Raw genomic sequence first — 21283 nt, 5'->3', positions numbered from 1 at the left:
CCATCCAGTTCAAGAAGCAAGCTTGGCAGGATCGCCACAACCGGCCCTGAGACATTCAACGTTTAGAAGACAACGAAGGTTGAGCATGCTTCCCGATACAAAATTCAGGACTGTTACAGAAATTTTGTTGTTTCGCGGCAAGGTCGAAGCGGAGAAGACGGCATTCGTTTTTCTCGAGAACGGCGAAGCGGAACTGACTCGACTCACGTTCGGCGACCTGGACCAGCGGGCTCGCGGCATCGCCGCCAGGCTGCAGGACATCGCGCAACCAGGCGATCGCGTCCTGCTGGTCTATCCGCCCGGGCTGGAATTCATCTGCGCATGGGTGGGTTGCCTGTACGCGGGCCTGATCGGCGTACCGGCCTATCCCCCGCGCAGGCATCGTCCCGCCGATCGTCTCAAGGCCATCGTCGCCGACGCCACGCCGGTCGTCGCGCTGACCGACGCCGCCACGCTCGACGGTATCGCGCATCACGCGGACGGCTATTCCGACACGCTGGAACTGAAGATCCTGGCGACGGACCAGCGCTTCGACGCACCGGCCGAACAATGGCGCGCACCGGCAATCACGCCGCAGACGCTGGCGCTTCTGCAATACACGTCAGGCTCCACCGGCACGCCCAAAGGCGTGATGATCAGCCACGCGAACATCCTGAGCAATATGGCGGTCATCGCCGAGGCGAGCGATGCCGATGCGTCGGCGGTGTTCGTCAGCTGGCTCCCGGTGTTTCACGACATGGGCTTCTTCGGGAAGGTGCTGCTGCCGATCTACCTCGGCGTGCTGTCGGTGCTGATGGCGCCCGCGGCGTTCGTGCAGAAACCCATCCGCTGGCTGCAGGCCATCACGAAGTATCGCGGCACGCATTGCGCCGCGCCGGATTTCGCGTACGACCTGTGCGCGCGCAAGATCTCCGACGCGTCTCGCGCGCAGCTGGACCTGAGCAGCTGGCGGGTGGCATTCAACGGCGCGGAACCGGTGCGCGCGGAGTCGGTGGCGCGTTTTTCGCACGCATTCGCCACATGCGGCTTCCACGCGCACACCATGCGCCCGGTCTACGGCATGGCCGAGGCGACCTTGTTCATCTCCGGTCAGCCGGCGCGCGCGCTGCCGCGCGTGGCGGACTACGACGCCGACGGCCTGGCGCAAGGCGTGGCGACGAGAAGCGACCACGGCAAGCGCCACGCGCTGGTCTCATGCGGCCGGACCTGGGCGGAGCACCGCCTGCAGATCGTGAATCCGGATACCGGCGAGCGCTGCGCGCCCGGCCGGATCGGCGAGATCTGGCTGACCGGCCCGAGCGTCGGCGTCGGCTACTGGAACCGCGTCGAGGAAACGGAGCACACCTTTCTCGCGAAGCTGGATGGCGATGACGCGCGCTACCTGCGCACGGGCGATCTCGGCTTCGTCGATGGCGAGGACCTCTTCGTCACCGGCCGTCTGAAAGACCTCATCATCGTCGCCGGCCGCAATCACTATCCGCAGGATCTCGAACAATCCGCGGAGGGAAGCCATGCCGCGCTGGCGCCCAACGCGTCGGCGGCTTTCTCGATCAACGTCGACAACGTGGAGCGGGTCGTCATCGCCTGTGAAGTGCGCCGCGAAGCGCTCAACACGCTGAACGCGGAAGCCGTCGCCACGGAAATCCGGCGCACGCTCGCCGAAGCGCATGACGTCGATCTGTATGCGGCGATCCTGTTGAAGCCCGCCACGATCCTGCGCACGTCCAGCGGAAAAATCCAGCGCAGCCGGATCAGGCAAGCATTCCTCGACGAACAGGGGCTCGCGATCGCGGGCGAGTGGCGGCGGTCGTTCTCCGTGGAGGACGCGCCCGCCACGGCCGCGGCGCGCGACACGCAAGCGCTGGTGCAATGGTGCATCGAGCGTGTCGCGCGTCTGTCGGGAATCGATTCCGGCAAGATCGACCCCGACGCGCCGTTCAGCGTCCATGGGCTCGATTCGAAAGACGCCATCATGCTCTCGGGCGAGTTGCAGGACTGGCTCGGGCGGCCGGTTTCCCCGACCGTCGTCTACGATTTTCCGAGTATTGCCCTGCTGGCGCGCCATTTGTGCGGCACCGGGAATGCGATGCCGGACTCCGCGCCCGGCGCAGCCGCAGCACGCGCGGATATCGCGATCGTCGGCATCGGATGCCGCTTCCCCGGCGCCGCCAATCCCGACGCATTCTGGCAGCTTCTCCTGGAGGGCCGCGACGCGGTCGGCGCGTCGACCAAGCGCGCCGCCGGCCTTCCGCCCGCCGGGCTGCTGGACCAGGTCGATCAGTTCGATGCGGCATTCTTCGGCATCAGCGCCCGCGAAGCCGAATCGATGGATCCGCAACAGCGCCTGCTGCTGGAGCTTGCCTGGGAGACGCTCGAGCATGCGGGGATCGCGCCCCGGCGTCTCGCCGGCGGACGCACCGCGGTCATCGTGGGCATCAGCAATTCGGACTACATCCGTCTGGCGCAGGAAGCAGTCGCGGACGTCGGCCCTTATGTCGCGACGGGCAATGCGCTCAGCGTCGCCGCCAACCGCATCTCCTACACGCTCGATTTGCGCGGCCCGAGCTGGGCGGTCGATACCGCGTGTTCGTCCTCGCTCGTCGCGGTTCATCAGGCGTGCCGCGCGCTGCAGCGCGGCGAGTCCGATGCGGCGCTGGCCGGCGGGGTCAACCTGATTCTGGCGCCGCAGTTGAGCGCCTCCTTCACGCAAGCGGGCATGCTCTCGCCGGATGGCCGATGCAAGGCGTTCGATGCGGCGGCGAACGGTTATGTACGCGGCGAAGGCGTGGGCATGGTGCTGCTCAAGCGGCTCGACGATGCGCTCGAGAACGGCGACACCGTGTACGCCGTGATCCGCGGCTCGGCGGTGAACCAGGATGGACGCAGCAATGGCCTGACCGCGCCCAACGGCCCGGCCCAGCAGGCCGTGATTCACGGTGCGTTGCGCGATGCCGGTGTACGCGCGCACGACATCGGCTTCGTCGAGGCGCACGGTACGGGAACGCCGCTCGGCGACCCGATCGAGTTGAACTCGCTGGCGGCCGTCCTGAGCGACGCTCGTCGGCCGGACGATCCCTGCTGGATCGGTTCGGTCAAGACCAACATCGGCCATCTGGAATCGGCGGCGGGCATCGCCAGCCTGATCAAGACCGCCCTGGCGCTGCACCATCGCGTCATTCCGCCGAACCTCCATTTCCGGTCGATCAATCCGCAAATCGCGCTCGACGGCACGCCCTTCCGCATTCCGCAGCAGGTCACGCCCTGGCATTCGGAACACGGGCCGCGCATGGCCGGCGTGAGTTCGTTCGGCTTCGGCGGCACCAACGCGCACATGATCCTGTCCGAAGCGCCGCAGCCCGCAGAGATCGAAGCCGACCCGGCAGCGCCCGCGGCGCGCGTCGTGACGCTCTCCGCGCGCACGCCCGAAGCATTGCAGGCGCTGGCGGCTTCCTATGCGGCCTATCTCGACGCGCATCCCGAGGTGCGCCTGCGGAATGTCGCGTTCACGGCCAATACCGGGCGCACCCACTTCGCGCGGCGCGCGGCCATCGTCGCATCGAGTCTCGATTCGTTGCGTTCGCAACTGGACGCCGTTTCGTCCGGCGAGCCCGCGGAGACACCGCCTGCGCCGACCTTCCACTTTTGCGCCGACGACGGCGGCAGCGCCGACGCGGTGCGGCAATTGCGCGCCGCCTGCCCCGCTTTCGACGCGCTGATGCAGCAGCAATCCGACGCGCCGGGGCTCCCGCCCGCCGAAGCCGGGTTCACGGCATTCCAGCGCGCGCTTGCGCAACTGTGGATGGCCTTCGGCATCACGCCGGGCGCCGTCAGCAGCACCGGCGACGGGCATCGCGCCGCCGCCTCGTGGGCGGGCGTGCCGCAGGCGCCGGACGGCGGTGCCGCGGGACACCACGGCATCGTGATCGAGATCGGCGCGCACGCGGCCGCGTGGGACACGATCCTGCACACGCTCGCCGCGCTCTACGTGCGCGGCGCGTCCATCGACTGGGATGCCGTGGAACAGGACGCACCGCGCCGCCGGCTCGCCCTGCCGACCTACCCGTTCGAGCGTCGCACCTTCTGGATCAGCCCGCGTGCGCCTCGGCATCCGTTGCTCGGGCACCTCATGGAGCAGCACGCGCATGCGCCGGCCACGTGGATCTGGCAATCGCGTCTCGATGCGCCGGCCACCACCTTTCTCGACGGTCATCGCGTCAAGGGGGCGCCCGTCCTGCCCTATTCCGCCTATGTGGAAATGGCGCTGGCGGCCACGTCGGAAATCGGCGCCGCCGGCCATACGACGTTGAAGGACCTCGCACTGCATGCGCCGTTGCCGCTGCATCCGCATGCATCGCGCACCGTGCAGACCGTGCTGAGCCGCCGGTCCTGGGGGCCGTTTTCGTTTGCCGTCTATCACCGGATCGAGGACGCGAGCGCCGCCGCGACGTGGCAGATGTGCGCGAGTGCCGAAATTCACGAATCGGATCGGAGCCACGCATGAAATTCGGCCTGATGTTCTTCGCCAGCAGTGAAGAGGCGCTGTCCGGCCACAAGTACCAGCTCGTGATGGAAAGCGCGCGTTTCGCCGATGCGAACGGGTTCTCCAGCGTCTGGGTGCCGGAGCGCCATTTCACCGAATTCGGCTCGCTGTACCCGAATCCCGCCGTCCTGCACGCCGCGCTCGCCGCCGCCACCCAACGCGTGAAGCTGGTCGCAGGCAGCGTGGTCGCCGCGCTGCACAACCCGATCCGGATCGCGGAAGAATGGTCGATGGTGGACAACCTGTCGAACGGCCGCGTGGGCGTGTCGTTCGCGTCCGGATGGAATCCGGACGACTTCGTGTTCGCCCCGGACAAATATGCGAGCCGGCAGGATGACATGCTGGCGACGATGCGCGCCGTCCAGCATCTGTGGCGCGGCGGCATGCTGGATGCGACGAACGGCGTCGGCAAGCCGGTGCGGTTGCGCATCTATCCGACGCCGGTGCAGCCGGAACTGCCCGTCTGGGTGACGGCCGCGAGCAATCCGCAGACGTTCGTGCGCGCCGGCGAAGTGGGCGCCAACCTGCTGACCCACGTGCTCGACCAGGATCGGGACCAGCTCGCGCACAAGATCGCCCTCTACCGCGAGGCGCGCGCACGGCATGGCTTCGATCCGGCGGCCGGCACCGTATCCGTGATGCTGCATACGTTCGTCGGCGACGACGCGGCGCAAGCGCGCGAACAGGCGCGTGTGCCGTTCTGCAACTACATCCGCAGCAATATCGGGCTGTTGAACGGGCTGGCGCAGAGTCGCGGCCAGTCGGTCGACGTGCGCGCGATGGGCGCGCGCGAACTGGACGAGTTCGTCGAGTTTCTCTATGAACGCTTCGCGCAATCGCGCGGCCTCATCGGCACGCCGGACACCTGCGTCGAACTGGTGCGGGATCTCGCGTCGATCGGCGTGGATGAAGTGGCCTGCCTGCTCGATTTCGGCCCGCCGGTCGAGCTGATCCTCGGCAATCTTCCGCAGTTGCGTCGACTACGGGAGATGTGTGCCCCCACGCGAGCCGCCGCGCCGACGAGGTTCGATGCCGCCGAGGTGCAGGCCCGCTGCATCGGGACGACGTCGGGCACGGACTTCAACGGCGAAATCCGGCAGCACGGCGTGCAGATCGACGGCGTGTTCAACGCGATCCAGCAGATCTGGCGCACGACCGGCGAGGCGCTGGGGAAAATCAGCCTGCCGGCCGACGCGCTGGCGCAGTCGCCGTACCAGGTGCACCCCGCCTTTCTCGACGCGTGCAGCCGCGTGCTCGCCGCCGCCATCGATCCGGACGCGCTGGCGTCGGGCGACCTGTACCTGCCCAGTTCGATCGGCGCGGTACGGGTCCATCAGCCGCCGTCGTCGACCGATGCATGGAGTCACGCCACGCTGCGCAAGCCGAGCGGACAGGGCGCGCTGGAAGGCGATATCCGCGTCCACGACCTGGCGGGGCGACTGCTGATCGAGATCGATGCGTTGCGGTTGCAGCAGGTACGCGCGGGGCGCGCCGTCGAGCGGCACGACTTCGCCGCGCTGCTTTATCAACGCGTCTGGAGACCGTCGAACGTCGACGCGGCAACCGGCGGTTCCGCGCAGGGCGAGTGGCTGATTCTCGCGGACCGTGGCGGCGTGGGCGCACAGCTGTCCGCCCTGCTGGAAAGCGCGGGCGATACGTGCACGCTGCGCTTCGCCGACGCGACGCCGGAACTGCCCGCGCCCGAGCGCCCGCTGAAGGGCGTCATCCACCTGTGGAGTCTCGATCTCGCGCCCGCCGACATCGCGGCGAGACGGCGTGCCAGCGCGAGCGTGCTGCACCTGGTCAGCGCGCTTGCGGCACGCGCGCCGTCGGCCCGGCAGGCGCGTCTGTGGCTGGTGACGTCGGGCGCGATGAACGTTCTGGACGGCGAATCGATCACGGTGGCGCAGGCCCCGCTGTGGGGATTGGGCCGGGCGATCGCGGTCGAGCATGCGGCGCTGTGGGGCGGGCTCGTCGACCTCGATCCCGCGCAGCCGTCGGCGGCGCACATCGTGCAAGCCCTACAGGCCGGCGGCCGTGAAGACATGATCGCGTTTCGCCGCGAACAGCGCTACGTCGCGCGCATCGCCCGCGACAATCGCGAATACATCAGCCACCGGCCGATCCGGTTCCAGCCTGACGCGACCTACCTGGTGACCGGCGGGCTCGGCGGCCTCGGCCTGCGGCTCGCGTCCTGGCTCGCCGGCAACGGCGCCGGGAACATCGTGCTGCTGGGGCGCGGCGAGCCTTCCGCCGCGGCTGAGACCATCCTGCGCACGCTCGGCGCGCGGTTCATTCGCGCCGACCTGTCGCGTCGCGAGGACGTCGCGCAGGCGCTCGATGAAATCGCGCATTCAATGCCGCCGCTCAAAGGGGTCTTTCACCTCGCCGGCGCGCTCGACGATGCGCTGCTGACGCGCCAGGACATCGACTGCTTCCATCGCGCCGGCAGCGGCAAGGCCGACGGCGCCTGGTACCTGCACGAGCTGACGGCCGACTTGCCGCTCGACCATTTCGTCCTGTTCTCGTCGATGGCCGCGCTGATCACCATGCCGGGCCAGGGCAACTACGCGGCGGCGAACAGCTTCCTCGACGCCCTCGCCCAGCATCGGCGCGCGCAGGGCAAGCCGGGGCTCAGCGTCAATTGGGGGCCGTGGGCGGAGATCGGCCACGCCGCCACCGACTACGGGCGGCGCGCGCACGAACAACTGGGCGCGCTCGGCGTCGGCACGCTGCCGCCCGAACTGGCCATCGCGACGCTGGAACGGCTGATGGCGGCCGGCGTCGCCCAGTCCGGGGTCGCGCGGATCGACTGGCCGACCCTGTTCCGGGTCGATGCGCCGGCCGCCGGGTCCGCGCTGTTTTCCGAGCTGGCGCAACCGGCCGCGCAGCCTGCGCAGCAGGAGACGGCATTGCTGCGACAACTGCATGCGTGCGCGCCGGGCGAGCGGGTCGGGCGCATTACCGACACGCTCGCGACGATGCTGGCCGAGACCTTGCGTCTTGCCGGCCCCGACGCCATCGCGCCCGAGCAATCGCTGCTCGATCTCGGCCTGGATTCGCTGGTCGCGCTCGAGCTGACCGATCGCCTCACCAAGGTGTTCGGCAGACCGTTTCGCGCGACGTTGTTCTTTTCCTATCCGAACCTGCAGACGCTCGCCCAGTACGTGCTCAACGAACTATCGCCGTCGCTCCCCGCGCCGGTCGTCGACGAAGCATCCGACGACCTCGACGAGGACGACCTTTCCGAACTGATCGCCCAGGAGATCGGCGCCCGATGAACGCCAAGGCCACGCATGCACTGAAAACCGCGCTCGACGAACTGCGCCTGCGGCGCGCGGAAATCGCGGCGCTGCGTTCGGACCGCAACGAGCCGATCGCCGTCATCGGCATGGCTTGCCGCTTCCCCGGCCGCAGCGATACGCCGGACGCGTTCTGGCAATTGCTCGATGGCGCGCGCAATGCCGTCACCGAAGTGCCGGGCGAACGCTGGGACATCGATCGCTATTACGACCCCGATCCGGCCGCGCCCGGCAAGATGGCGACCCGCCACGGCGCCTTTCTCGAACGCGTGGATCAGTTCGACGCGGCGTTCTTCGGGATCGCGCCGCGCGAAGCCACCTACCTGGATCCGCAACAACGGCTCCTGCTCGAAGTCGCCTGGGAGGCGCTCGAGAACGCCCATCTCGCGCCCGAGCGCTTCCGGCAGTCCGCCACGGGCGTGTACGTCGGCATCACCTGCTTCGACCATGCGATCCAGGTGTCCAATGCGTCGATGCCGTCGAGCAGCTACGCCGGCACCGGCAGCGCGCTGAACATGGCCGCGGGCCGGCTATCGTTCGTGCTGGGCCTCACCGGCCCGAGCATGGCGATCGATACCGCCTGCTCGTCGTCGCTGGTGTGCCTGCACCTGGCCTGCGAAAGCCTGCGCTCGCGCGAAACCGGCATGGCGCTCGCGGGCGGCGTCAACCTGATGCTGTCGCCCGAGGTCATGGTCAGTTTCTCGCAGGCGCGCATGCTGTCGCCGGACGGCCGCTGCAAGACCTTCGACGCGGCGGCGGACGGCTATGTGCGCGGCGAAGGGTGCGGCATGGTGGTGCTCAAGCGCCTCGCCGATGCGCTCGCCGACGGTGACCTGGTGCTCGGCATCGTGCGCGGCACGGCGGTCGACCAGAGCGGCGCGGGCGGCGGCCTGACCGTGCCGAGCCGCGATTCGCAGGAACGCGTGATCCGCCGCGCACTGAACCAGGCCGGCGTCGCGCCCGGCGACGTCTCCTATGTCGAGGCCCACGGCACCGGGACGTCCCTCGGCGACCCGATCGAGGTCGAAGCGCTGGCCGGCGTCTACGGCGCCGGGCGCGCGGCGAGCGAGCCGCTCGTGATCGGTTCGGTCAAGACCAATATCGGGCATCTGGAGTCGGCCTCCGGCATCGCCGGCCTGATCAAGGTCCTGCTGTCGTTCGAGCACGACCGGATTCCGGCGCACCTGCATTTCACGCAACCCAATCCGCATACGCCGTGGCAGGACATCCCGATCCGCGTCGCGGCCGATCCGGTCGCGTGGCGGCGCGGGGAACGCCGGCGCATCGCCGGGGTGAGCGCGTTCGGATTCAGCGGCACCAACGCCCACGCGATCGTCGAGGAACCGCCCGTCGCGCCGGCGCACGCCGCGCAGCGCACGTTGCTGCTGCTGTCGGCCCGATCCGAAGCGGCGCTGGCGGCGCTCGCGCAACGCTACGAGCGCGCGACCGCCGGCGCGACGCCGCAGGAGCTGGCCGCCATCTGCCGCGCCGCGGCCATCGGACGGAGTCACTATCCGTTTCGCGCGGCCTATGTATCCGGCGTGAGGGCAGCATCGGCGGCAGCCGCGCGCACGGGCAAGGCATTGCGCCTGGGCTTCAGGTTCGACGCGCCCGACACCGGCGTCGCGCGCGCGCTCCACGCGTCGGAACCGCTGTTCCGCGACGCGTTCGCGCGTTGCGCGGTGCCGCTGGCGGCACTCGAGACCGACGCGGGCCGTTTCGCGATCCAGTTCGCGTGGGCGGAACTGTGGAAGGGATGGGGCATCCACCCGTCAGTCGTGTCGGGCCATGGCATCGGCGAATATGTCGCGGCCTGCGTGGCAGGCGTCGTGAGCGTTGCCGACGCGCTGCGCCTCGTGGCCGCCCGCCCGGATGCCGAAGGCTTGCGCGCCGCGCTTCGGGACATGGCGTTCGCACGGCCGTCGGTCCGCCTGATTTCCGGCTGTCTCGGCGCCGAAGTGACCGACGAGGTGACACACCCGCAGTACTGGCTGAAGCTTGCCGGGGCGTCGGATCAAGCCGACGCGCCGCACCCGCCGCAGGGGCTCGCCGACGGCTGGCTGCCGCCGCCCTGCGCCGGCGATGCACTGGAGCGCGCGCTCGCGGCGCTGTACGTGCAGGGCGCGCAGTTCGACTGGCGCGCGCTGTTTCCGGGGCCCGCCCAGCCCGCCACGACCCTGCCGAACTATCCGTTCGAGCGGCAGCGCTTCAGCCTGGAGAAGATCCGGTCGCCCGGCGTCGGCCTGGATGCCGGCAGCATCGACGCGGCGGTGCGGCACCTCAAGTCGTCCGGCAAGTACCCGGAGGACATGCTGAACGCGTTTCCGGACCTGCTCAGGACCGCATTCGCCGCCGCCGAAACCGCCGACACCGCCGCGTCGAACCCAAGCCCGCTCTATCACGTGGTGTGGGAGCAGCAAGCCGCGTTGCCGTCGGCACCGGTCGCCGCCGACGCGTCTGCGTGGCTGATCTTCGCGGATGCGAGCGGTGTCGGCGAGCGGCTCGCGGCGCTGCTGCGGGCGCGCGGCGCCTCCTGCTCGCTGGTGCGCCCCGGCCTCGACGCGGTCGTCGACGGGGAAGCGGGCCGGCAGGTCGCGCCCGAGCGGCCGGACGATTTCGCCCGCCTGCTGGACGAGACCGCCGCCCCCGGCCAGCGCATCGTCTTTCTGTGGGGGCTGGACGAAGCCGTCGGCGCGACGCGCATGTCCACGGCGCTGCTGCATCTCGTGCACGCGCTGGTCGGCAGCGCGCGCGAGTGGACGCCTTCGACCCGCCCCAGGATCTCGGTGGTCACGCGCGACGCGGTGGAAGCCGGCGAAGCGCCCCGCGTCACGGGGCTCGCACAGGCTGCGCTGTCGGGCCTGGCACGCGGGGCGATGATCGAGCATCCGGAATGGTTCGGCACCGCGATCGATCTCGACCCGGCCGCGCCGGAAGACGAGACGCAGGCGCTGCTTCAGGAGATGCTCGGCGAGAGCCGCGAAGAACAGGTGGCGTTGCGGCACGGCGCGCGCCACGTCGCGCGCCTGTGCCCGCTTGCGCAAGGCGACACCGCCGCGCTGCCGGTCGACCCGGACGCGGCCTACCTGATCACCGGCGGGTTCGGCGCGCTCGGGCTGCACACCGCCCGGTGGCTGGCGGCGCGCGGTGCGCGCACGCTGATCCTGGTCGGCCGTCAAGGGGCCGCGAGCGACGCAAGCCGGCAGGCGATCGCCGAGCTGCGCGAGCGGAGCGTCGCGCTGCGCTGCGAGCGCCTCGATATCGCCGACCCCGCGGCGGTCGCCGCTTTCTTCGCCGCGCTCCGGCGCGACGGCGTGCCGCTGCGGGGCATCGTGCACGCGGCCGGCATCGTCGGCTACAAGCCGATCCTGCAGGTCGAGCGCGAGGAACTGGACGCGGTCCTGCAACCGAAGGTCGCCGGTGCGTGGCTGCTCCATCAGCAAAGCGGGCACTTCCCGCTCGATTTCTTCATCCTGTTTTCGTCGATCGCGTCCGCGTGGGGTTCGCGTGAACAGGCGCACTACAGCGCCGCGAACCGCTTCCTCGACGCGCTCGCGCATCATCGCCGCGGCCTGGGCCTGCCGGCCCTGAGCGTGAACTGGGGCCCCTGGGCGGAAGGCGGCATGACGTTCCCCGAGGCGGAAGCGCTGCTGCGGCGCGTCGGCATCCGGTCGCTGGCGGCCGATCGCGCGCTCGACGCGCTGGATCGTCTCCCGGCCGTGCCCCAGGTCGCGGTCGTCGATATCGACCTGGCGCTGTTCCAGGGCTCCTACGAAGCGCGCGGGCCCAAGCCCTTCCTCGACCGCGTGCGGGTAGCCAACGGCGCGCCGGGCGCACCGGCGATGCCGGCATTGAGCGACGCATCGCCGCGCGAGCGAAAGCGCCTGCTGGCGGACAGCATCGATCGCGCGGTTGCCCAGGTGCTCGGCTACGGCGCGGGAACGCTGGATCGCGATCTCGGCTTCTTCGAGATGGGCATGGATTCGCTGATGGCGCTCGACGTGCGCACGCACCTCGAAAAAGCGCTGGGCATCCCGTTGTCCGTCGCGCTGCTGTTCGATCATCCGACGGTCAACGCGCTCGCGGAATTCCTGGCGGAACAGTCGTCCGGCACGGCGCCGGACGCGCACGCGGCGGCGGCGCAAGCCTTGCCGCCGCAAGCCGTGCCGCTGCCGCCGCAACCGCGGCCGGTCGCACCGGCCATCGACGCACGCGAGGCCGGCACGCCGGAGCCGATCGCGATCGTCGGCATGAGTTGCCGGTTTCCGGGCGCCGCGCACGATCTCGACGCCTACTGGCGTCTGCTGAACGACGGGGTCGATGCGATCACCGAAGTGCCGCGCGAGCGCTGGGACATCGACGCGTACTACGATCCCGATCCGGAAGCGCCGGGGCGCATGGTGTGCCGCTTCGGCGGTTTTCTCGACGACGTCGACCAGTTCGATCCGGCGTTTTTCCGCATCACGCCGCGCGAAGCGGCCGCGATGGACCCGCAGCAGCGCCTGCTGCTCGAAGTCAGTCACGAAGCGCTGGAGCATGCCGGCATTCCGGTCGACAGTCTCAAGGGCAGCCGGACCGGCGTCTTCGTCGGCATCACCACCAACGATTACGCGAACCTGCAGCTTCGCAACGGCGGCGGCAGCGGCATCGACGGCTATTTCTTCACCGGCAACCCGCTCAACACGGCGGCCGGCCGCATCTCCTACGGGCTGGGCGTGCAGGGGCCGAGCATGGCGATCGATACCGCCTGCTCGTCGTCGCTCACCGCGATCCATACCGCCAGCCAGAATCTCCGAAGCGGCGAGTGCGATCTCGCCATCGCGGGCGGCGTCAACCTGATCCTGTCGCCGGACAACTCCATCGCCGTCTCGCGCACGCGGGCGCTGGCACCGGACGGCCGCTGCAAGACCTTCGACGCGTCCGCGAACGGCTTCGTGCGCAGCGAAGGCTGCGGCGCGCTGGTGCTCAAGCGCCTGTCCGATGCGCTCGCCGCGGGCGATCGCGTGCTCGCCGTGCTGCGGGGTTCGGCCGTCAACCACGACGGCGCGTCGAGCGGCTTTACCGCGCCGAACGGACGGGCGCAGGAAGCCGTGATCCGCCAGGCGCTGGGCAGGCTTCCCGCCGCGTCCATCGATTACGTGGAAGCGCACGGCACCGGCACCCCGCTGGGCGACCCCGTCGAGTTGCAGGCGCTGGCGACGGTGTTCGGCGCAGGCCGCGACGAGAGCCGGCGGCTGCGCGTCGGCTCGGTGAAAACCAACATCGGCCACACGGAATCCGCCGCCGGCATCGCGGGGGTCATCAAGGTCGTGCTGTCGCTGAACCACGACCGCCTTCCCGCCCACCTGCATTTCCGCCAGCCGAGCCCGCTGGTGCAGTGGGACGCGCTGCCCATCGAGATCTGCGCCGAGGCGAGCGCGTGGCCGCGCGGCGAGCGGCCGCGGCGCGCCGGGGTCAGCGCGTTCGGCGCGAGCGGCACCAATGCCCACCTGGTGCTGGAAGAAGCGCCCGCGCCGGCGCGGCCGGCGACGCCGTCCAGGCACAAGGTGCATCCGCTGGTGCTGTCGGCCAAGACGCCCGCGGCGTTGCGCGCGCTTGCCGGGCGCTATCAGCGGCGGCTCGAAGCCGAACCCGGTCTCGACATCGCGGCCGTGGCCTTTTCGGCGGCGACCGGCCGCTCGCATTTCGCGCATCGGCTGGTGCTGCCGGTGACGTCGCTCGACGACGCCATCGACAAGCTGCGCGCGTTCCACGCGAAGGAACCCGCCGGCGCGGCGCAGCCCGCCCCGCGCGTGAAGATGGCCTTCCTGTTCACCGGCCAGGGCTCGCAATACGCCGGCATGGGCCGCCGCCTGTACGACGCGTATCCGGTGTTCCGCGCCGCCATCGACCGCTGCCGCGCGGTGGCCGATCCGCTGCTCGACACGCCGTTGCTCGACGTGCTGTCCGCCCAGGGCGAGGACATCCACCAGACCGGCTACAGCCAGCCGGCCCTGTTCTCGCTGCAGTACGCGCTCACCACGTTGCTGGCGTCGTTCGGCGTGGTGCCCGACGCCGTGATGGGCCACAGCGTCGGCGAGTACGCGGCGGCCTGCGCGGCCGGCGTCTTCTCGCCGGAAGACGGCCTGCGGCTGATCGCCGAACGCGGCCGGCTGATGCAGGCGTTGCCCCGCGACGGCGAGATGGCGGCCATTTTCACCGACCTCGCCACGGTCGAGCGCGCGATCGAAGCGTGGCCGCACGAGGTCGCGGTGGCGGCCGTCAACGGTCCGGCGAGCATCGTGATCTCCGGCAAGCGCGAGCGCATCGCGATGCTGGTCGACGCGTTCGCCGCGCGGGAGATCCGGTCCGTGCTGCTCAATACGTCGCACGCGTTTCACTCGCCGCTGGTCGAGCCGATGCTGGACAGCTTCCAGGCCGCGGCGACAGCCGTGCCCGTCGCACGCCCGGCGATCCCGTTCTATTCGAATCTCACGGGCGCCGTGATGGACGAGGCACCCACCGATACGTACTGGCGCCGCCACTGCCGCGAGCCGGTGCAGTTCGCGCGCAGCGTCGAGCGCCTCGCCGAAGCCGGTTTCAACGTGCTGGTCGAGATCGGCCCCAAGCCGGTGCTCGTCAACCTGGCCCGCGCGTGCTGTGCGCCGGACGCCGGCATCCAGTTCCTTGCCCTGCAGCGGCCGCAAGTCGAGCAGCAAGCGCTGGTCGAAACGCTGTCGAGCCTGTATGCCCGCGGCGTCGATGTCGACTGGGCCTCGATCGAAACACCCGCGCCCGCGCGCGTCGCATTGCCGTCCTATCCCTTCCAACGCAGCCGTACCTGGTTCCAGAAAGCGGACACGTCCATGACTCAGACAAGCGCATCACCCCTCGCCGCAGCACCGACGCCCAATCGCAGCGGCGAGGTTCTCGAATGGCTTCGCGGCAAGATCGGCGAATTGATCCAGGCCGATCCCGCCACCATCAACATCGAACTGCCCTTCCTGGAGATGGGCGCCGACTCGATCGTGCTGATCGAAGCCATCCGGCACATCGAGACGGAGTACGGCGTGAAGCTGGCCATGCGCCGCTTCTTCGAAGACCTGGCGACGGTGCAGGCGCTCGCCGAATATGTTGCCGACCACCTGCCGGCGGCCGCCGCGCCGGCCGAGGCCGAGGCCGAGGTCGAAGCCGGCTCCGTGGCAGCGCCGTCCACGGCGGCGGTCGCGGTCGCGGTCGCGCCGTCCGCGGAGCGGCTTGCGCCGCTCGCCGCCGCCCCGGCGGAATGGGTGGCGGCCGAAGGCGGCTCCACGGTCGAGCGCGTGTTGCGGGAGCAGAATCAGTTGCTGTCCCACGTGATGAGCCAGCAGATGGAACTGCTGCGCACGTCGTTGACCGGCCAGGCCGGCGCCCGGCCGACGACGGCCGCCGCGCAAGCCGTCGCAAGCACGGCGAGCGTCGCCCCTCAGGCCGCGATCGCGGCCCCGGCGGCCCCGGCCGCCGCGCAGCCCCGGCCTGCCGCTGCCGCGGCGCCCGCGGCCGACAATCCGCGCCCCAAGCCGATGATGCCGTGGGGCAGCCCGGTCGAGCAGCGGGCGCGCGGCTTGTCCGCCGTGCAGCAGGAGCATCTCGAAGCGCTGATCGTGCGCTACACGACGCGCACCCGGAAATCGAAGGACTCGGTGCAGGCGTCGCGCCCCGTGCTGGCCGACAGCCGCGCCACGGTCGGCTTCCGCTTTTCGACCAAGGAGATGCTGTATCCGATCGTCGGCGATCGCGCGGCCGGTTCGCGGCTGTGGGACATCGACGGCAACGAGTACATCGATTTCACGATGGGCTTCGGCGTGCACCTGTTCGGCCACACGCCGGATTTCATCCAGCGCCAGGTCACCCGCGAATGGCAGCGCCCGCTCGAACTGGGCGCGCGTTCCAGCCTCGTCGGCGAGGTGGCCGCGCGCTTTGCCCGCGTGACCGGCCTCGATCGCGTGGCGTTCTCGAACACCGGCACCGAGGCCGTCATGACGGCCATGCGGCTCGCGCGCGCCGTGACCGGGCGCGACAAGATCGTGATGTTCACGCATTCGTATCACGGCCATGCCGACGGCACGCTCGCCGCGGCGAACGCGGACGGCGTGACGGAAACCATCGCCCCCGGCGTGCCGTTCGGTTCGGTCGAGAACATGATCCTGCTCGACTACGGCAGCGACGCCGCGCTCGAGGCCATTCGCGGCATGGCGTCGACCCTCGCCGCCGTGATGGTGGAGCCGGTGCAGAGCCGCAACCCTTCCCTGCAGCCCGTCGCGTTCCTCAAGGCGCTGCGTCGCATCACCGAGGAGGCCGGCGTCGCACTGATCTTCGACGAAATGATCACCGGTTTCCGCGTCCATCCGGGCGGCTCGCAAGCGCTGTTCGGCGTCAGGGCCGATCTCGCGACGTACGGCAAGATCATCGGCGGCGGCCTGCCGCTGGGGGTCATCGCCGGCACCAGCCGCTTCATGGATGCCATCGACGGCGGCATGTGGACCTACGGCGACCACTCGTTCCCCGCCGCGGACCGCACCGCGTTCGGCGGCACCTTCTGCCAGTACCCGCTCGCGATGGCGGCCGCGCTGGCCGTGCTGGAGAAGATCGAACAGGAAGGCCCGGCGCTGCAGGCCGCGCTCAACGAACGCACCGCGCAGATCGCCGGCACGTTGAATGCGTTCTTCGCGGAGGCCGAGGCGCCGATCAAGGTGACGTGGTTCGGCTCGATGTTCCGCTTCGAATTCACCGAGAACCTCGACCTGTTCTTCTATCACATGCTCGAAAAGGGCATCTACATCTGGGAATGGCGCACCTGCTTCCTGTCCACCGCGCATACGGATGCGGATATCGACCGCTTCATCCGGGCGGTGAAGGACAGCGTCGCCGACCTGCGCCGGGGCGGCTTCATCCGGCCGCACTCGAAACACGGCACGGTGGCCGCGCTGAGCGAAGCGCAACGCCAGCTGTGGGTGTTGGCGGAAATCGATCCCGAAGGGTCGCTCGCCTACAACGTCAACACCACCCTCGAACTGAACGGCCGGCTCGACGAAGCCGCGATGCGCGCGGCCGTCCAGAGCCTGGTCGATCGGCACGAGGCGCTGCGCACCACGGTGATGCCGGACGGGTCGGGCCAGATCGTGCAACCGTCGCTGAAACTCGAGATTCCGCTGATCGACGCGGACCAGGACGCGTGGCGGGACCGCGAAAGCCGCCAGCCGTTCGACCTGGTGAACGGTCCGCTCTTTCGGGCCGCGCTCGTGCGCCTGGGCCGCGAGCGTCACCTGCTGGTGATGACGGCCCATCACATCATCTGCGACGGCTCGACGTTCGGCGTCCTGCTCGAGGATCTGGCCCGCGCGTATGCGGGTGCGGCGCCGGCCGAGGCGCCGCTGCAGTTTCGCGCGTACCTGAAGCAGCTCGACGGCCAGCGCCACAGCGCGGAAACGAAGGCGAATCGCGCGTACTGGCTCGCACAATGCGCGCATCAGATCGCTCCGCTGAATCTTCCGGTGGACTACCCGCGGCCCGCGGTGAAGACGTTTCACGGGGCGCGCGTGTCCCTGCATCTGGACGCGGCGGCGGCCGCGACGCTGCGCACCGCGGCCCGTCAGAACGGCTGCACACTCTACATGGTGCTGCTCGCGGGCTTCAATCTGTTCCTGCACCGCGTCGCCGGCCAGCAGGAGATCGTCACCGGCATTCCGGTGACCGGCCGCTCCGTGGCCGGCAGCGACCGCCTCGCCGGCTACTGCACGCACCTGCTGCCGCTGCACTCCACGCTGCCGGAGCAGGCCACCGTGGCCAGCTTCCTGGCCGGCACCCGGCAGAACCTGCTCGACGCGCTCGAGCACCAGGATTATCCGTTCGCCGAGCTGGTCCGCGAAATCGGCGCGCAGCGCGATCTCAACGCCGCGCCGCTGGTATCGGCGGTGTTCAACCTCGAACCCGTGTCGGCGCTGCCCGAACTGCCCGGACTGACGGTCGGCCTCGTTGCCCCGCTGATCCGCCATACCGCGTTCGACCTGAACGTCAACGTGCTCGACGCGGGGCAAGCACTCCTGATCGATTGCGACTACAACACCGATCTGTTCGACGCGAGCACGGTTCAACGTTTCCTCGGCATCTACCGGACCCTGCTGACGGGTCTCGCGGACGATGCGTCGGCCGCCGTTGCCCGGCTGCCGTTGACGAGCGACACGGAGCGGAACTTGGTGACGGTCGAGTGGAACCGGACCGACATGGATTTCGGCGAGGCCGCCGCGCAGCCGTTGCATCGCTTGTTCGAACAGCAGGTCGAGCGCACGCCGGATGCCATCGCCGCCGTCTTCGATGACGTGGCGCTCACCTACGCCGAACTCAACCTGCGCGCCAACCGCCTCGCCCACCATCTCATCGAACTCGGCGTCGGCCCCGACGCACTCGTCGGCGTCGCGATGGAACGCTCGCTCGACATGAGCGTCGCGCTGCTCGCGATCCTCAAGGCCGGCGGCGCTTATGTCCCCGTCGACCCCGACTACCCCGCCGAACGCGTGCGCTTCATGATCGACCACGCGCAGTTGCGCTGGCTCCTCACCCAGCAGCACCTGCTCGCCGCGCTGCCCGGCACCGGCGCCCGCGTGATCGCCGTCGATACCGACGATCTCGACCTCGACGCCGCGCCCGTGTCGAACCCCGCGCCCGCGCTGAACGGCGACAACCTCGCCTACATGATCTACACGTCCGGGTCGACCGGCCGGCCCAAGGGCGCGCTCAACACCCATCGCGCCATCACCAACCGCATCCTCTGGATGCAGCACGCCTACGCGCTCGGCGCCGACGATGCCGTGCTGCAGAAGACCCCGTTCAGCTTCGACGTCTCGGTCTGGGAACTCTTCTGGCCGCTCGTCACCGGCGCGCGCCTGGTGTTCGCCCGCCCCGGCGGCCAGCGCGAGACCGACTACCTCGTCGACCTCATCGAGCGCGAACGGATCACCACGATCCATTTCGTGCCGTCGATGCTGCGCGCGTTCCTCGACCATCCGGACCTCGACGCGCACTGCGCGTCGCTGCGGCGCGTCGTGTGCAGCGGCGAGGCACTGCCCCACGACCTGCAGCAGCGCTGCCTCGAGCGCCTGGACGTCAAGCTCTACAACCTCTACGGCCCCACCGAGGCCGCCGTCGACGTGAGCGCATGGGAATGCCGGCGTGACGACCCGCACCGCATCGTCCCGATCGGCCGGCCCATCGCCAACACCCGCCTCTACATCGTGGACGCGCAGATGCAGCCCGTGCCGGTCGGCGTGCCCGGCGAATTGCTGATCGGCGGCACGCCGGTCGGGCGCGGCTACCACGGCGAACCCGAACTGAGCGCCGAGAAGTTCATCGCCGATCCGTTCTCCTCCGACCCGCTCGCGCGCCTCTACCGCACCGGCGATCTCGCGCGCTACCGCCCCGACGGCAACATCGCGTTCCTCGGCCGCATCGATCACCAGATCAAGCTGCGCGGCCTGCGCATCGAACCCGGCGAAATCGAGGCGGCGCTGACTTCGCACCCGCTGGTCGATGCCGCCGTCGTGGCGCTGCGCGGCGTGGACGACGGCGCGAGGCTGGTCGGCTGGCTGTGCTCGTCGCACCCCGAAGCCGAACTGGTCGAAGCGGTGCGCGGCCACCTGCGGCAGCGACTGCCGGATTACATGGTGCCTTCCGCGTTCGTCGTCGTGACCGCGTTCGAGCATCTGCCCAACGGCAAGCTCGATCGCGCCAGGCTGCCCGAACCCGGCGACGGCCTGGACCACGTGGCGCCCGTCAACGCGCTCGAAGCGCAGTTGGCGGCGATCTGGCAGGAAGTGCTCGGCAACGCGCGGATCAGCACAACCGCCAATTTCTTCGAGCTGGGCGGCAATTCGCTCTTGGCGACGAAGGTCGTCGCGCGCATCCGCCGCGATCTGCATGCGAAGCTGGAAATCCGCAGCCTGTTCGCACTCCCCACCATTTCGAGCCTCGCGAAGCGCATCGCCGATACGCAGCCGATCGATTACGCACCGGTGACGCCGCTGCCGGCGCAGGCGCACTACGAACTCTCTCCGGCCCAGACGCGGCTGTGGGTCCAGGATCGTCTCAGTGCGACGCAAGCGGGCGGGCCGCTGCCCACGTCCCTGCTGTTCGAGGGCGTGCTGGACGTGGACGCGCTCGTGCGGGCGTTCCGCGCGTTGAGCGAGCGTCACGAGATCTTGCGCACGCGTTTCGTGCTGGCGGGCAACCAGCCGGTCCAGCAAGTGCTGCCGCCCGGCGAAGCCGCGTTCCCGGTCGAGGTCGTGGATCTGCAGGATGCCGAGGACCGGGACGCCCGGGCGGCGTCGATCCAGGCGAGCGAACGGCTCGCGCCGATGGATCTCGCGACCGGCCCGCTGTTCCGCGTCAAGCTGCTCAGGCTCTCCGAAGTTCGTCACGTCTGCATCTGCACGATGCATCACATCGTGAGCGACGGCTGGTCCACGGAGGTCCTGCTCGACGACCTGTCGGCGCTCTATGACGCATTCGTCCAGCGTCGCGACACGCCGCTGCCCGCCCTCCCGATCCAGTACAAGGATTACGCCGGCTGGCTGAACCGCCTGCTCGCCGGGCCGGACGGCGCGCGCATGAAGGACTACTGGCTGACCAAGCTGGGCGGCGGCCTGCGCGCGCTGGAACTGCCGGGCGACGTCGCGCAGCCGGCCGCGCCGAGCTGGAAATCCTGGCGATTCGACCTGCCCGCCGCCGAGACGACGGCGCTGGAAGCGCTCGGCAAGCGCCACGGCGCGACCTTGTTCATCGCGCTGCTGTCCGCCATCAAGGCGCTGTTCTACCGCCGTTCCGGCCAGGAGGACATCGTCGTCGGCACGCCGGTCGCGGGCCGCGAGCTGCCCGAACTCGAGTCGCAGGTCGGCCCCTACCTGAACGTGCTGGCGCTGCGCGACCGCGTCACGGGCGACGACCGGTTCGACACGCTGCTGACCCGCGTGCGGGACACCACCCTCGAAGCGTTCTCGCACCCGCTGTATCCGCTGGATCGCCTGCTCGACGAGCTGCACGTCAAACGCGTCGCGGGACGCAACCCGCTCTTCGACATCGGGCTGACGCTGCAGAACCAGCGACACGGCCCCGTCGATCGCTATGCGGGACAAGTGCACATCGCCGAGCTGCCCGACCACGACCCGCAGGGCGCGGACACGGAAGCCGCGACGGACTTCTGGTTCCTCGCCGAACCGCGCGCCGAGGGCCTCGCGATCCGCGTCGTCTATCACGCGGGGCGGTTCAGCGAGGCGCTGGTGCAAGGGCTCGCGAACGAACTGACGTCCGTCATTGGCGAAGTGCTTGCCGATCCGGGCGTTCGCATCCGGAACCTGACCCTGGGACAACGCGCGCTGCACGCCGAGGCCCGCCAGCCCACCGTCGAACTCAGCGCATTCTAAGGAGCCTT

General features: G+C 69.7%; 3 protein-coding genes. All 3 read left to right on the top strand.

Going from position 1 to position 21283, the window contains the following annotated elements; genetic code table 11:
- Nucleotides 1-85: 85 nt before the first annotated feature.
- Genes HWX39_RS16885 through HWX39_RS16875 form a run of 3 tightly spaced genes read left to right on the top strand, consistent with a single transcriptional unit; the run spans nt 86 to nt 21275 of the window.
- Entirely contained in the window at nt 86-4501 is a 4416-nt protein-coding gene (locus tag HWX39_RS16885; protein WP_175969387.1) for a beta-ketoacyl synthase N-terminal-like domain-containing protein, read from the top strand.
- Complete coding sequence (locus HWX39_RS16880; RefSeq protein ID WP_175969138.1) at nt 4498-7821, top strand: bifunctional LLM class flavin-dependent oxidoreductase/SDR family oxidoreductase; 3324 nt, start codon at nt 4498-4500, stop codon at nt 7819-7821. Before HWX39_RS16885 ends, HWX39_RS16880 begins: the two co-directional genes overlap by 4 nt.
- Nucleotides 7818-21275: a non-ribosomal peptide synthetase/type I polyketide synthase gene (locus HWX39_RS16875; protein WP_175969137.1), complete on the top strand. Its 13458-nt coding sequence runs from the start codon at nt 7818-7820 to the stop codon at nt 21273-21275. The genes HWX39_RS16880 and HWX39_RS16875 overlap by 4 nt, the downstream gene beginning before the upstream one ends.
- The last annotated feature ends 8 nt before the right edge of the window (nt 21276-21283 follow it).

The sequence above is a fragment of the Burkholderia sp. BCC0322 genome (assembly GCF_902833045.1).
Lineage (GTDB): Bacteria > Pseudomonadota > Gammaproteobacteria > Burkholderiales > Burkholderiaceae > Burkholderia.
The sequence above is the reverse complement of the archived record's forward strand: the minus strand, read 5'-3'. Positions and strand labels throughout refer to the sequence as shown.